Source organism: Membranihabitans marinus (assembly GCF_019802045.1).
GTDB classification, from domain to species: domain Bacteria; phylum Bacteroidota; class Bacteroidia; order Chitinophagales; family Saprospiraceae; genus Membranihabitans; species Membranihabitans marinus_A.
Genome location: NZ_JAHVHU010000006.1, coordinates 102894 through 117597, shown reverse-complemented (window position 1 = coordinate 117597; position 14704 = coordinate 102894). Strand labels below are relative to the sequence as shown.

15 protein-coding genes are annotated in these 14704 nt (G+C 44.6%); 6 read left to right on the top strand and 9 right to left on the bottom strand.

The annotated features are described in order from the left end of the window. Positions 1-98: 98 nt before the first annotated feature. The 5 genes from KUV50_RS06460 to mazG all read right to left on the bottom strand — a co-directional run bounded on the left by KUV50_RS06460 (position 99) and on the right by mazG (position 5012). On the bottom strand, positions 99-539 hold the full coding sequence (locus KUV50_RS06460) for a hypothetical protein (RefSeq protein ID WP_222579284.1): 441 nt from the start codon (positions 537-539) through the stop codon (positions 99-101). 114 nt (positions 540-653) lie between these two features. After that, on the bottom strand, positions 654-1307 hold the full coding sequence (locus KUV50_RS06455; protein ID WP_222579283.1) for a hypothetical protein: 654 nt from the start codon (positions 1305-1307) through the stop codon (positions 654-656). Positions 1308-1441: 134 nt separating this feature from the next. Beyond that, entirely contained in the window at positions 1442-3676 is a 2235-nt protein-coding gene (gene pnp / locus KUV50_RS06450) for a polyribonucleotide nucleotidyltransferase (RefSeq protein ID WP_222579282.1), read from the bottom strand. A gap of 167 nt (positions 3677-3843) precedes the next feature. Next, entirely contained in the window at positions 3844-4119 is a 276-nt protein-coding gene (gene rpsO, locus KUV50_RS06445) for a 30S ribosomal protein S15 (RefSeq protein ID WP_222579281.1), read from the bottom strand. A 110-nt stretch (positions 4120-4229) separates the two neighbouring features. Next, entirely contained in the window at positions 4230-5012 is a 783-nt protein-coding gene (gene mazG / locus KUV50_RS06440; protein ID WP_222579280.1) for a nucleoside triphosphate pyrophosphohydrolase, read from the bottom strand. 140 nt (positions 5013-5152) lie between these two features. On the opposite strand from mazG, the gene KUV50_RS06435 reads away from it, so the two are divergent. Beyond that, positions 5153-5365, top strand: a complete 213-nt coding sequence (locus KUV50_RS06435; protein ID WP_222579279.1) for a hypothetical protein — start codon at positions 5153-5155, stop codon at positions 5363-5365. A gap of 257 nt (positions 5366-5622) precedes the next feature. Here the strand turns inward: KUV50_RS06435 and KUV50_RS06430 are convergent, their stop codons facing one another. After that, entirely contained in the window at positions 5623-6090 is a 468-nt protein-coding gene (locus tag KUV50_RS06430) for a hypothetical protein (RefSeq protein WP_222579278.1), read from the bottom strand. Beyond that, on the bottom strand, positions 6077-6913 hold the full coding sequence (gene tatC, locus KUV50_RS06425; protein WP_222579277.1) for a twin-arginine translocase subunit TatC: 837 nt from the start codon (positions 6911-6913) through the stop codon (positions 6077-6079). Before tatC ends, KUV50_RS06430 begins: the two co-directional genes overlap by 14 nt. Before the next feature lie 110 nt (positions 6914-7023). Between tatC and KUV50_RS06420 the strand changes: the two genes are divergently transcribed. The 3 genes from KUV50_RS06420 (at position 7024) to KUV50_RS06410 (ending at position 10116) form a co-directional block, all read left to right on the top strand. Further along, the gene (locus KUV50_RS06420; protein WP_222579276.1) at positions 7024-7959 is read left to right on the top strand and encodes a calcium/sodium antiporter; all 936 of its coding nucleotides are present in this window, start codon (positions 7024-7026) and stop codon (positions 7957-7959) included. A 44-nt stretch (positions 7960-8003) separates the two neighbouring features. Further along, entirely contained in the window at positions 8004-8315 is a 312-nt protein-coding gene (locus KUV50_RS06415; RefSeq protein ID WP_222579275.1) for a YbaB/EbfC family nucleoid-associated protein, read from the top strand. Between the two features lie 586 nt (positions 8316-8901). Continuing rightward, positions 8902-10116 (top strand): LamG-like jellyroll fold domain-containing protein, encoded by a 1215-nt coding sequence (locus KUV50_RS06410; protein WP_222579274.1) that lies wholly within the window; start codon positions 8902-8904, stop codon positions 10114-10116. Between the two features lie 232 nt (positions 10117-10348). Here KUV50_RS06410 and KUV50_RS06405 read toward each other — a convergent pair whose 3' ends face one another. Next, on the bottom strand, positions 10349-12214 hold the full coding sequence (locus KUV50_RS06405) for a Xaa-Pro dipeptidyl-peptidase (RefSeq protein ID WP_222579477.1): 1866 nt from the start codon (positions 12212-12214) through the stop codon (positions 10349-10351). Between the two features lie 255 nt (positions 12215-12469). On the opposite strand from KUV50_RS06405, the gene KUV50_RS06400 reads away from it, so the two are divergent. Beyond that, positions 12470-13009 (top strand): hypothetical protein, encoded by a 540-nt coding sequence (locus tag KUV50_RS06400; RefSeq protein ID WP_222579273.1) that lies wholly within the window; start codon positions 12470-12472, stop codon positions 13007-13009. A gap of 47 nt (positions 13010-13056) precedes the next feature. Then, on the top strand, positions 13057-13329 hold the full coding sequence (locus KUV50_RS06395) for an acylphosphatase (RefSeq protein WP_222579272.1): 273 nt from the start codon (positions 13057-13059) through the stop codon (positions 13327-13329). A 105-nt stretch (positions 13330-13434) separates the two neighbouring features. Here the strand turns inward: KUV50_RS06395 and KUV50_RS06390 are convergent, their stop codons facing one another. Next, positions 13435-14697, bottom strand: coding sequence for a PmoA family protein (locus KUV50_RS06390; RefSeq protein WP_222579271.1), 1263 nt, complete (start codon positions 14695-14697; stop codon positions 13435-13437). Positions 14698-14704 lie beyond the last annotated feature (7 nt).

Sequence of the window (14704 nt, the reverse complement as noted above, 5' to 3'; positions counted from 1 at the left end):
TTTGCACTCAGATGATGAATGGTCATTAATTGTTCCAAAGATCGGATTGGGCACCTCCACGATATAAAAGATGCAAACATCGTGCTGAACCGCAAGGTTTAGATGTTTTTGACTGAGTTTCGATCCGATAGAATATCCTTAAGCTCTTTTAATTTCTCATATTCGTCCGGAAGCACTTTCTTTACAGCTTCTTTGATGGACACATAGGTGGCTTCATCGTAATCAATCAGATAATCTTTCAATCTTTTTTTCACATATTTCACATCATTGAGGAGTAGACTCCGAAAGGAAGGCAGATCATGTTCGTCTTTTTCAAAAGCGAATGTTCGATGAGCGGCCGCGTTCGGATCGGTATCGTGTGGTGCTTCCATTTCATCCAGCGGAATATATTCTTCTTTGATGGTATCCGGCTCGACGAAACCATTGGGCAGTGACCACTTATTACCGTTGGGATCTCCTTCATCTTTGATAAGGAGTATTTCTAGTCCTTTTTCCGCCATCCGGTATATAATAACTTTGGCTAGATGTTTAACACTCATGGAAATAAATTGAAGTGAACATAGTTAAGAAGCATTCAGGAAAAGATGGATTCTTAGTCAATTAACAAATATAGCAAAAATAATTTAAAGGAAACAGCAGCTTACTTTCGGAGTTTACTTTTGCTGGTGGTGGGTCAGATAAATGTCGATCATCTTCCGACATGCCAGTACCTTAAACGTAATGAGATTATGAGTATCCATGTCTTCGTAAACCTCCAGGGCCCGGGGAAACGGCAAGTCCCAATCTTCTGGGATTTTAATACTCCCAAGGACATTTTTTTCCTCATTCAGAATCTCATATTTGGAATATCGTTCTTCAGCTACAGATCCAAAGACCCGTCTTATTTTTGAGTTGGAAAAACGTCCTTTCTTGTCGATTTTTCCAAGAAATTCGCCATTCACATACACTTGATCTTTTCCGTCATAGAGTATTTCGTGTTGCTTCGTGATCACGATGGTAAAACCATTTTTGGCTTTGCCAAAAGGAATTTTTCGCTGGAAAACCATCATGTTTTCCTGATATACGGAAGTGAACACACCGCGGAAAGAATAGCCAAAGCCTTTTCGTTCTGATTTTTCGGAAACAAAGTAGGACAAGAGTTCCATTTCATTCCGGTTCCAAGAAATGAGATCCTGTAGTTGCTTTGCAAAGAGCTTTCGTGTTTTCACTACTTCCTTTTCAATGGCGTCCTTTGTGGTCCGACCAAAGTAAATCTTATTGAATATATAGACGGTGATCAACAAACCCAAAAGAAAAAATAAAAACATAGACTGTGATTTGTGTATCAAATATACCAAAAAAAAGCCCCGCAAAAATTAATTTGCGAGGCTGATATCTTTAGATCATTTATAAGCGTGGTGATCTAAGCGGACACTTCTCGATATAAGAAGTATCATTTCGGTTAATTCCGATTTCTTCGATCGTTATTTCGCCCCCGGTTATCACGACCGCGGTTCCGTCCTCCCCGGTTATCGCGTCCACCTCTTCGGTCGTTGCGTTCCTCCACATAGCCTTCCGGCTTTTCCATGGTCGCTTTCCGGCTTAGTTTCAGTTTTCCACTTCGCTCATCAATCGACAAGAGTTTTACCTTAACCTGGTCACCCATGCTAAATACATCCTCCACTTTGTCGACATGACTATAAGAAAATTCGGAGATGTGCAATAGTCCATTTTGACCTTTGAACTCTACGACCACACCAAAGGGCAGTACTTCTGTAACCTCTGCTTCGTAGGTGGCTCCAACTGTGGGTTCGAAGGTGATGATTTTGATCCGACGAATAGCCTCGTCAATATCATCTTTGTTGGAACTGGCAATCTGAACAATACCCTTGTCATCCACTTCTTCTATTGAAATGGTTGTATTGGTTTCTTCCTGCAGCTCTTGAATCACTTTCCCTCCTGAACCGATGACTGCACCGATTTTGGATTTTTCGATGATCACCTCTTCGATTCGTGGAGCAAATGGTTTAAGGTCCTCCCGCGGTCCCGCGAGAGCTTCGCTCATTTTGTCGAGGATGTGAATCCGGCCTTCTCGAGCCTGAATCAGCGCTTCTTCCATTTGTTCATAGGGTAAGCCGTCAATTTTTATATCCATTTGACAGGCTGTAATACCCTGGGCTGTGCCCGTGACTTTAAAGTCCATGTCCCCGATGGCGTCCTCATCGCCAAGAATATCAGTCAGAATAGCAATATCATCGCCTTCTTTGATCATTCCCATTGCGATCCCGGATACGGGGGACTTAATGTTTATACCAGCATCCATGAGCGCTAAAGAGCCGGCACATACGGTCGCCATGGATGAAGATCCGTTGGATTCCAATATGTCTGAAACGATCCGAATGGTATAAGGTTGCTCCTCAGGAAAAACCCGCTCCAAAGATCTGGATGCCAGGTTAGCGTGTCCTATTTCCCGCCGTCCAGGTCCACGATTTGGCTTGATTTCACCGACGGAAAAAGCCGGGAAATTATAATGTAGGATAAATTTCCGATTGGAATTTTCCATGGCCGTATCGATCATTTGTTCGTCCAGTTTGCTCCCCAGTGTGAGGGAAGTCAGGGATTGTGTTTCTCCCCGGGTAAACAAGGCGGATCCGTGAACGGAAGGTAAAAAGTCTACTTCACATGTGATGGGTCGCACCTCATCCGTACGCCGACCATCGAGTCGAACCCGGTCTTTTATAACCATGGTTCGGATGGTTTTCTTTCTCAGATCACTGAAATAATTTTCAATGAACTTGGCGTTTTCTTCCAACGCCTCTTCGCCGTTTTCTTCTTCGTATTTTTCTTTAAGCGCATCCAGAGTTTCAGAAAACTGAGTTTTTCGACTGTCCTTGTCCAACCGGCCATGAACGATCTCCGAAATTCTTTCAGCGGCATGATCTTTCACAAACTGCAAAACTTCCTCATTCTCTTCGGGTTCAGGAACTTCTCTGGTTGGTGCTTTGTTGTCCAGCTTAGCGACCAGATCAAGCTGTGCCTGACACTGAGTCTTGATGGCTTCGTGTCCGACCTTTATGGCCTCGATCAACTCTTGTTCACTGCATTCATCCATTTCACCTTCGACCATCATGACATTTTCCATGGTAGCGCCCACGATGATGTCCAGATCGGCATTTTCCATTTCGCTTTTACCGGGGTTTACCTTAAACTCACCGTTGATCCGAGCAACCCGAACTTCTGATATCGGTCCGTTCCAGGGGATATCGGAAATACTGAGTGCCGTACTGACCGTCAATGCAACCAGGGCATCCGGCTGCACGTCCTCATCTGCTGATATCAGGCTGATCATCACCTGTGTCTCATTCATATAGTGGTCCGGAAAAAGAGGTCGAATAGCCCGATCGACCAGTCGGGAGGTTAATATTTCATACTCGTTGAGCCGGGCTTCACGCCGGAAAAAGTTTCCGGGGATTCGTCCTGCTGCTGCAAATTTTTCTTGATAATCGACAAAAAGCGGAAAAAAGGGCATGTCTTCTTTTGCCTTTTTTGCGGATACTACGGTACACAATATCATTGTGTTGCCCATACGCAGTAGCGCAGATCCATCTGCCTGTCGGGCAAGCCGGCCCGTCTCGAGCTGGACTTCTCTTCCGTCAGGGAGCTGGAAGGTGTGTTGGATAGGATTTAAATGTCCCATAAATTGATTTGAGTTTTTGAATTAATAATTGGCAGGGATGAATGATTCATTGGTTGCGCTGGAATTCTTCCAACACATCAATTAGGGAATCCTTGATTCACACCCAAAACGCAAACTTATAACGTTGGATGGAGCCATTGTATACATCAGACCTGGCTTTTCGGAGTTTATTTCCGTATTCCCAGCTGCTCAATGAGTTTCCGGTATCCTTCGATATCCTTTTTTGCCAAATAAGAAAGAAGCTTTTTACGCTTACCTACGATGGAAAGCAATGCTTTTCTGGAAGAATGATCTTTTTTGTTGGTTTCCAGATGTTCTGACAACCCCTTAATACGTGCAGTGAACAACGCAATCTGACCCTCTGTCGAGCCTGTATTGTTTTCATTTCCGCCGTATTGCTTGAAAATTTCCTGTTTTTTCTCTTTTGCTAAATAAACTGCCATAATAAATTTTTACCATTTAGTGATTATGTAATACACGTATAGCGCGGGCGCAAAGGTAAAAAATTATTAGGATTTAATCTGGATTGAGTTTATTTATTTTGATGGCGTGCCTATCTTTCCCGGGGTTCTACTTTTTTGGCCTCGTTCCAGAGCTCATCCATTTCATCCAATGTCAACTTATGAAGGTCATCCGGGGCATGTTTTTCGATGTATTCGAATCGACTTTTGAACTTCCGGTTGGTTCGTTCCAGTGCCGTTTCAGGATCAATCTTTAGGTATCGGCTGAGGTTGACCAGACTAAATAAGAGATCACCAAACTCTTCTTCTCGTTCCGGGGAACCTGAAGCTTCCTGTAGCAAGGTTTCTTTGAATTCGTCCAATTCTTCCTCCACCTTTCCCCAGACATCGGACACATCAGACCATTGAAAGCCCACCTGGGCGGTTTTTTCCTGTAATCGAAGCGCTTTGATCAAAGCCGGTAATCCGATGGGCACCCCTTCCAGCAAGGATTTCTTCCCTTCTCGTAGTTTTAGTTGTTCCCAATTTTGCTTGACTTCTTCTTCATCATTTACTTTAACATCGCCATAAATATGGGGGTGCCGATGAATGAGTTTTTGTACAATGGTCTCCAATACGTCGCCGATGTCAAAATGATTTTGCTCCTCAGCCATGCGGGCATAAAAGACAATATGCAAAATCAAGTCGCCTAATTCCTCCCTGGTGGCCTGCATGTCTTCTTGTAATATGGCATCCGTGAGCTCATAAGTTTCTTCGATCGTCAAGTTACGCAAGCTTAGAAAAGTTTGTTTGCGATCCCATGGGCATTTTTCCCGCAGGTCGTCCATGACATCGAGTAATTTTCCGAAAGCTTCCATTTTTTGTGCTCGGTTCATGCTGTCGTTTTTAGTACTTTATCAAAGGTAGGAAAAGTATTTTATTGCGATTTTGGACAGAACATTGTATCTTTGTGCCCGAACTGAAAACCATTCTAAGCAGATGATTGTTGGATTGGTGTAATTAAATGGAGGAAACCATGAACGAATTTATCACAATGCTGCTGATCGTATTTACGGTCTTCGGACTCTCATTTGCTTTGATCAATATCCGGCACATTATCAAAGGCGAAGAATTTAGAGGCACCTGCGCCAGCAATAATCCGATGTTAGAAGATAATTTTGGCAGCTGCTCCATGTGCGGCCGGGAAGCCGGCGAGGACTGCGGTGACCCGAAGTTGTCGAAGGGATAAGGAAACAAAAAAGTTTTTCAGAAATTAAACCGGCACTGGATAGTTAATTAAGTGCTCGAGGAATTATTTACTTCCAAAGTGGCTGCGTAGAAAGCAGTGCTTACACAGCGGGTCTATGATGAATAATTTTTCTTGACCCAAGGGATCGACGCCCTTTTTATCTTCGATGCATCCTCTTCAAATTTGAAAAAATCGGCATAACCATCTGCTAATATTGTTATAATCGCACCGAGTTCTATTGAATCAAGTTCAACTATCTAATCCCTCAATTTACTGTTCTCATAGATGATCTTCAGATCCACGATCTCATCAAGAATGGCGTTAAATTTTATCCTGCTTTCCAGAAAGTAAATCTTTTTGCCAAAGCTGCCTTTTTCTTTAAAGCGAATGGTACACAGATGAAATAAAAATAGATTGACATCACGAACGGATGCAATGTTATGAAACGGATACCGGTAGGTTTTTATGTAATTGGTTACATAGACAAAGTCGCGGTCAATCTCGACCCGTTTTAATCTTAAAAACGTAAAATAGAGGAATAGCAACCCCCCTACGTAGAAGACTACGATCCCGATTTTGAAAAAGTAGTGATCCAGCATGGGCGGTAATTGGGATGCAAATAACAACCCAATTGTAAAAGCTCCAAAAAAGACGATCCAAAATATTGGTACGAATAACCGAAAGAACAAGGTCATGGAAGTACTGATGCGCTTAGGAGAGGTCATCGTCCATGTTTTTTTCAACCCGGGAAACGACTTTTATGCTTAGTTCGTATAATGCGTATAGCGGTATTGTGATCATCAGCTGAGTCATTAGATCAGGCGGGGTTATGATAGCAGAGACGACCAATATGACGACAAAAGCTACTTTTCGGTACGTTTTAAGGTCTTTCGCAGTCACCAAGCCGATCTTTGCCAACATAAACATGACGACAGGAAGCTCGAAAATCAGCCCGGTCGGGAGCGTGTACATGGTCAGGTTGTTTACATAAGATGTTAGTGTGGGTTGTGCCACCGTGTCAGCCAGATTGTAATTGGTCAAAAAAGTCAAAGCAAATGGGGTGATAATAAAATAGCCGAATGCCACACCAATCAGAAACAGCGTCGAACATACCCCGACAATGCCTCGGGCAGCTACGACCTCCTTTTTATATAGACCCGGTTTTACAAATTTCCACATTTCATAGAACACATAGGGGAATGATACGATAAACCCTAAAATAATCGATACTTTGATGTGCGTGACAAACTGCTCTTCGATCTTAAAAGCCTGGACCTTAAAGTCTGGTGGAGAAAAACACAAGGCATCACTGATCCAGCAAAAAAATCGATAGGTGGCAAAATCTGGTTCTTTGGGCGCAAAAATGATGTTTTCGAAAACAAAATTTTTCATAACAAACACCACAATAGCTATGGCCAGGATACTCAAAATGGCGCGAATCAGATGCCATCTCAATTCTTCCAAATGATCCAAAAAGGACATTTCCTGCGTTGTACCTTCCTCGGAGGGAAGGTCTATATTATCCACATCAATCTGGTCTAAAGGCATATCTGAACGATGAATTTTTTCAATTCACAAAATTACTCAATAAGATGGAAAAAAAGAGATATATCTTTGCTCGCGGACAAAGTTACCAATATCTTTAACAAAAGTTTTATATGGAATATACTCTTGGCGTTAATCTGGTCATTTTTATAGTTTCGCTGGTGGTGCTGGTCAAGGGCTCGGACTGGTTTGTTGATGCGGCGGAAAAATTGGGATTGGCTTTCGGAATCAACTCTTTTATTATAGGAGTTACCGTAGTGGCCATTGGAACATCCCTCCCCGAACTGGCTTCATCCATTGCTGCGGTCTATTCGAATGAATCAGAAATTGTCCTGGGGAACGTGGTCGGTTCCAACATCACCAATATATTGCTCGTCCTCGGGATTGTCGCTATGTTGGGCAATGTCGTACCGTTGGAATACGATATTATGGACGTGGATATGCCGTTGCTGGTCGCTTCGGCGCTCTTTTTATACTTTGCACTGGAAGATTTGCATTTTTCCATGTTTGATGCCTTTATTTTTCTGGCGGCACTCATTGGCTTTATTCTGAATTCGGTGCGGTCTAATAAATTTGAAGAAACCGAAGAACGCCCCAAAGCCACCTACAAAACTTATTTGTTACTTGTGGCTGGTGGTGCATTGGTGTACCTGGGGAGTCAGTATACGGTATTTGGATTGAAAGGGTTGTCCGGAAATCTCGGCATCGGATCCGGGGTATTGGCGTTTACTTTGCTGGCGCTGGGAACTTCTCTGCCCGAGGTGGTCGTGAGTGTGACGGCTGCACGGAAGGGAAAAGCCGGTATGGCGATCGGGAATGTGTTGGGATCCAATATGTTCAATACCTATGCGGTAATGGCCATTCCTGCATTTATAGGAGATCTGGTGATACCAGCGTCCTCCTTTCAGTTTGCAGTACCTTTTATGATCGCAGTCACACTGCTATTTGTAGTCATTACGTTCAGTGGACGGATCAACCGGTATGAAGGGTTGATGCTGCTTTTATTTTACGTCTTCTTTCTATATAAAATGTCCACTTCTATTTTATAATATCCGGCTTGCTTCTGGAGTTTAATTAATCTAAAAATACAACCATGTTAGGAAATTTATTTGGGAACATCGAAGAACAGCAAGAGGCGCTTCAGAAAAAATTGGAGGCTATTGAACTGGAGAGCTCTGTGTTGGACGGTGCAGTAGTGGTCAAAGGGAATGCCAAAAGAGAAATTCTCGATATCATTATTGATGATTCAAAAATTGATCTTTCGGAAGTTGATCAGCTTCAGGATCTCCTAGTCACCGCCGTGAATGATCTGATTCTGATGGCCACGGAAGCAGAACAAACGGAGTCCCAAAAATTAATCAATGATATTATGCCTCCTGGCCTGGGCGGACTTTTTGGGAAGTAGGAAAGAAGGCTGTAAGGTGAAAGGTGAAAGGTGAAAGGAGAAAGGGGTTAGGTGAAAGGTGTAAGGTGTAAGGTGTTCGGGCGCCTCCCTACTTTGTGACGGGGGGTAAACTTTGCTTTTAAGTGTCTTCACAGTGAACATCTGCCAAATTTTGGCGAGAAATTGACTAAAAAACAGTGAACCCCTGTAGCGGCCCCCAAAATCCATGCGGGGTAAGCTGGTTTTAACCGGTGAAAGACGGCGAATGAATTCGCCGATACGTGGGCTTCTTCTTTACGTCAATTTCGTTGTATTAGACATTTTGGCTCTGGCTTGCCCAGGATAAGTGTTAGCGCGCCTCCCTAATTCGTAGCGGTAGATAAACGTTGGTTTTAGGAGTAGGTGTATAGGGTTCAAGATCCTGTAATGCTGGGAGTTTTTTGCCCCGTGTCTTTAGACCGGAGATTAGAGGGGAGCAAAAATTTGGCTTTAGCCATTAATTTATTCATCATTAAGGTCTGATGCATCGGAAGAATACAACAGGCTATACAGAAACTTTGAGTCGGACGATGGGGGGACTGGATTTTAGTTAACAGGTGATAGAGATATGAGCAGAATTAGTATAATTATTTTTCTTTTAATAAGCGTATCGACCTCCTTAGTGGCACAGGTCGATGTGGAGCAGGCGTTGAAAGCCAAGTATTCTTTTGACCAGTGCGATGGTCAGGATGACAGTGGAAATAATTCCACCGGAAATGTGGTGGGAGCTCAGTGTCAATGTGGCGTGGCCGGAGAATCCTTGTTTTTTGATGGGGTGGATGATCACATTGAGTTTGAAGGGAACATCAATGAGTATTTTAAAGCGAACAACTTTACGATAAGTTTTTATTTTAAACCCTCCGGTTCGACCACAAATTCGGTTTTACTGTCCAAAATCGAAAGCTGTACGGATGACACGGGTCTGATGGTCCGATATGGAAATGGAAGTATTGCCGTGGATCTGAAAGGAACCACCGGTGTGGAAAATAAATTGAATGTAAAGCTTAAGAGCAATGCTTGCTGGATTCATCTGGCCGTGGTGCGACGTGGATCGGCGATCGAATTGTATGAGAATGGGGAGTTGATCGGCCAGCAGGATAATGGCGTGCGGAATACCGACATCAGCAACAACAGCTTGTTGCGACTGGCTATGGGCTCTTGCATGTCCGCACTGGATAGACCCTTTCGTGGTCAGATTGATGAATTAGCCATTTACAATCAGCCGTTGTCCAGTCTTCAAATTCAAAAACTATTGCTTTCTGTGGATAAATTTGCAACGCAGGATACCGTGGTGGCCATGGGCGATTCGTTTATACCGACGCTCTCCAAAACTTGTGCAGCGGACATACAGTGGGCACCTTCCTCCGTGGCTTCCCCATCCACAGGAACCCGTCCAAATATTACAGTAACAGAATCGACCACCCTGAAAGCTTCTTTCAATTATGGCAATTGTGTGGCTGTCGACAGTATACGGGTTCGAGTGGTCAACAGCGATGAAATAGAATGTGAAAATATTCCGATGCCCCGGGCTTTTACACCCAATGGGGATGGGTTGAATGATACGTACTTTATTGCTTTGCCTGGTGCTTTTGAGCGGCTTATTTCGTTTGATATTTTCAATAAATGGAACCAACTTGTCTTCCATACCGAAGATCCCTCCCAGGGATGGGATGGTACTTTTGACGGGCAGAAATTGAATCCGGGAGGATTTTTATATAAAATTCGCTATGAATGCATGGATAGAGAATATGTCAAAACCGGGGAGTTTTTGCTGATGAATTAATCTACGGTCTCTTGCCCTACACTTGGCTCTCATCGGGACAGATTCACCTATTTCCTTATAATCAGTAGGTATACTGGTGATTTGGAACTGTTTTACTTTCTGATTTAAGCGTTGTAGGTGGCGGATGAGTCGACAGATCACAATTCTATAGCCTCGATCCCGTTTAGAAATAAGGACTCTGTGAACTAAAACAAAGATCGGGAATCTTAATTCACCATTCACCATCAACAATTTACTCGCCCGTTGCATTTTTCCACGCGTGCTCTCCACCGACGACAGGTAATCGTAGCGTCGTGGAACCAATATCCACACTCAATTCGGTTCCCGGCTCCGGCCATAAAGTGAATTCCTTGTCGCTGGAAAAGATCATCAATCCGATTTGCTGTCCGGGGGGGATGATTTGATCATCGGGTTGAAGTGAAAATGTTATTTCATAAAACTTCCCGGGTTCCAATGGTTCACTTGATGAAAGGGATTCAGCATTCTGCAGATCGGCCCATCCACGCGTGATGAGATTGTCATAGATGTAGGTCGTTTCCGATTCTTCCCAGGGCAATGAAACCAGCCATACGGACAGATTCACCGCCGGTTTGCTGGCAGCAGCACGGATGGTGATTTCGGGACGTCCGGAAAGATGAATGGGTTCCTTCAGCGGCGTGGTAGTATATAACAAACGGTGCTTACTTTGACTCACTCTGGCCAATTGAGTACCGCTCAAATTGACGTTGTCTATGAGTGTTTCGGTGGTATTAACAGTGGGAGCAGGGTTTAAAGATAATGCCCCATTTTGGTGACCACCTGGCTGTAGGCGGAGGTTAACCGATGAAGCCTGTGGATTTGGATAATCCTCATAGGCAGTTGGTTGGGTTCGATCCATATCTTCTCGCACGATCCAGGCTTTGGGATCATCTTCTACGCCATTTTTTACACCGTGGAGGTACCGGGTAAACCACCGGTTCATCATCCACAGTGGAGGCGGTCCCCCATGACCCGCTTGGTGATAAAATATTTGAGCGGGAACACCCAACGTTTTCACCGCTTCATATATTCGTAGGCTGTGCTCTGGCATCACATTCCAGTCGTTGAATCCATGCGACATCAACAGAGCAGCTTTCATCGAGCTCAGTTGATGAAGATAGTCCCGGCCTTTCCAAAAATCATTGTAATCGCCGGTGATCCGATCCATGCCTTCTGCCATTTCAGTATCCCGGTAAACAGAATCCGCATAGGCTCGTTTTGCTGGAAGTCCGCTGTGAATAAAATCATATAGTACATCAATGTCTTCACCAATATAACCACCTGGCGATCGAACCAGTCCATGCGAGCGGTAATAGTGGTAGTACGACGTGTTCGGAGCAATGGGGATGATGGCCTCTAGGCCCTCCACCCCGGTCGTGGCAGCAGCTATAGGTAAGGTCCCATTGTAGGAAGTGCCTGTCATGCCCACTTTTCCTGTGGACCAATAGGCCTTGACTTCTTCCTGACCTTCCCTTGAGCTAAATCCTTTGGCACGACCACACAACCAGTCGATGACCGCTTTGGGCGCCAATGTTTCATTCCTGCCTCCGACGGTCGGTGATCCATCGGATAATCCGGTGCCTGGTGAAGAAGAATGAACCACGATGTATCCCCGGGGCACCCATTCCCGCAGGTGTGATCTTGAGATGACAGGGCGCATTTGATCACCCCGGTAGGGGATGGCCGGGGGATGGAGCCGTTGGGGTGGTGGTGCCCCCACTTCGTGTCGAACATTCCAAAAATACCCTCTGTCATTGACAGCTGTTCCTGCAAAATAGGGGCTCGTAATGTATATGACGGGCAGTTTGAGATTCGCTGAGTCGGTCTGGTAAGGGCGGGTCACGCTGACGTGCATGCGGTCGGGCTGACCATCGCCATCGGTATCAAATTCGGTCTCGACCCATAAATCCTGTTGAATCCATTGGTCCGGATTTGAAAATGCCGGAACGATCTGTGCTTCACCATTTTTAATGATGGGGCCAACGCTCGTCTTCTCATTTTGAAGTTGCGCCTTGCGGGTACAGGAATAAAAAGTCAGATTCAGACTAAAAAGTGCAAGGAGTAAGAGGGTGCGGAGCATCATATTAAATGGTTAAAATCATTAAAAAGAAACGGTCTCGGTACTCAAATCATTTTGGGAACTAAACACATACGGTTGGGTGAACCTCTGGTTCAAAGATATGAAAACCCGTGGATCCCAAAAATGCGAGAAGAACTAAATGAAGTTGGTGACGGAAAAATGTCTGTTGGTCTAAAACGAATAAGGAGCAATGCATGAACTAATTAATCCTCTATGCAGTTATTATGGACAGTAGCAGGTATAAAACCAGCAAACATGAGTTCACCAACAATAAATGCAGAGAAAATCCAGCGGCTCGAAGAGCAACTATTGGAAGCTAAGAGAGATTCGGAACGTGCCTCTGAAGATTTAAAAAAAAGCATAGATCGGCTTTCCAGACTTTTTGAAAGCCAATGGGGTACGTTAATGGAATCGCTTGTAGAAGGTGATCTGGTTCGAATACTGCGGGAAAGAGGAATCGACGTCAATGAAACTTCGACTCGCCTTAAAGGTCAATTCAATGGGGAGCACTATGAATTTGATATCATTGCAATCGACGATGACGAGATGGTCATCGTAGAGGTAAAAACAACGCTACGGGTGAAGCACGTACGGAAATTTCTGTATCGACTGGATCAGGTCAAAAACTGGATTCCTCGATATAAAGAATTCAAGATACATGGAGCTATTGCCTTTCTGAGAGCAGAAGAGGAAAGTGATGTCTTTGCCGAGAACCAACATCTATGGGTCATAGGGGCAACCGGAGACAGCGCCAGTATCGTGAATGCACCGGATTTTGTGCCCAATAATTGGTGATTCATTATCTTTGGGAAAGACAAGCTTTCTTCCTTATATTTATTCTTATGAAGACAATTGAATTAAAGGTGACAGGTCAGGTGCAGGGTGTTTTTTTTCGAGCCAGTACTCAAGATAAAGCCCGACAGCTGGGATTAACCGGCCGGGTGTGGAATCATCAGGATGGATCGGTACGAATAATAGCTCAGGGTGATGAACAGGCTTTTCGTCCATTTCTGAAATGGCTGCATAAAGGGCCGGAAAGAGCCGTAGTCGAGGAAGTGAAATGGGAGGAGATTCAAAATGGTAAAAATTATAGTGGTTTTAAGGTAGAACGATAAATTGCATCCGGATGGCAAGATACTGGGGGAAGGAGGCTGCAGCGGGGGGTGTGAGAAAGGGAGCCGCGTTACACCTTTCTGCTGTTAAGACTTTTATTTATTATTCTACTCGTTCCCAGGTCTGCCGGTATAGAGGCTCCACATTTTATCCAGTGTATCCGCACTAAAGTCCCGGTCACCAGCGATTACCCTATACTGAAGCGTGTAAGTTTGTCCGGGTTTCATCACCCAATCGCGGTCCTGCGTGGGATTGAAATTTATGAATACGTTTTCTTTTCCGCCATTGGCACCGGTGGGCCAGATGCGGATGAGTTCGGGGAAGTTGTAATTTGCAGGATGGGTCATAAAAACCACGGTGCTCGTTCCGGATTGATCGCCGGGACCTGTGACTTTTATCCATTCTGCCCGGGTGGCATTTCCGTTGGATTTATTTTTGCCCTGGGATGTAAGCAGGTTGACGTTGTCATCCGACCAGTGGACCGGACCCCGAAGTGAAAAGCCTTCGTATCGGTATTCTTTGATCGTGAGTGGTTGGTGGGTAGCGGGATTCATATGATAGATGACATCCAGAATGTAATGATTCTGACTGGGGGACGGAGTATAGATCCGGTAGGTCAGTAATTCTTTCAATACCGTCTGTTCCCCGCGACCCGGATGAACAATGTGATCGTGGATCACCGTGAGTTCTGAAAATAAAGGACCTTCCGTCCAGCTGACGACATCATTAAATCGCACGGTACCCTGTTTTTTGGCCAGGTTCCAAAAGTCGATTTCTTCGCCATCGTATTCTGTGTGAGTCCAGGGATGCCAGAGCCCGTAGTGATGATAATGATCCGATGGTTGGATGCGCGATAGCAGATTCCCGCTCAGTGTACGCAAGGGATGTACAAAACCACTTCGACTATACACTTGTGATACCCCTTCGGGGACCGGCATGGATTGGTATCGGTAACTCATCAAAAGCGAATCCCTGAATTTAAAATGGAAGGATTTTCCATCGTCTACGATTCGGATCCTGTCTGTTGGGGTTGGTTTTTCCCGTCGCCATTGGAACTCAATAGCCGCTCCGGTTTGGTCGGTATCTTGGTACTGGCCGTAAAGTTGATTGGGACTGCCAAGTTTGATTTGGGAAAGCCGGGGCGTCCATTCTCCACCAATTTTTTGATATAATTGCCAGGAGTTTGTGGAATCACTACCGAATATTTTGACACCATCGATGTCTTGATGGAAAATCAAAGCATCCATACCTGTGCCTTTGGAGGGTATGGCAAATGAAACTGTCGTCGTTTCCTGGGCGTGGTTATGATTCAATGCCACACTTGCACACAGGAATATGAGCCAGAGTATATTTGGTCGACCTACCTGCATATTGATT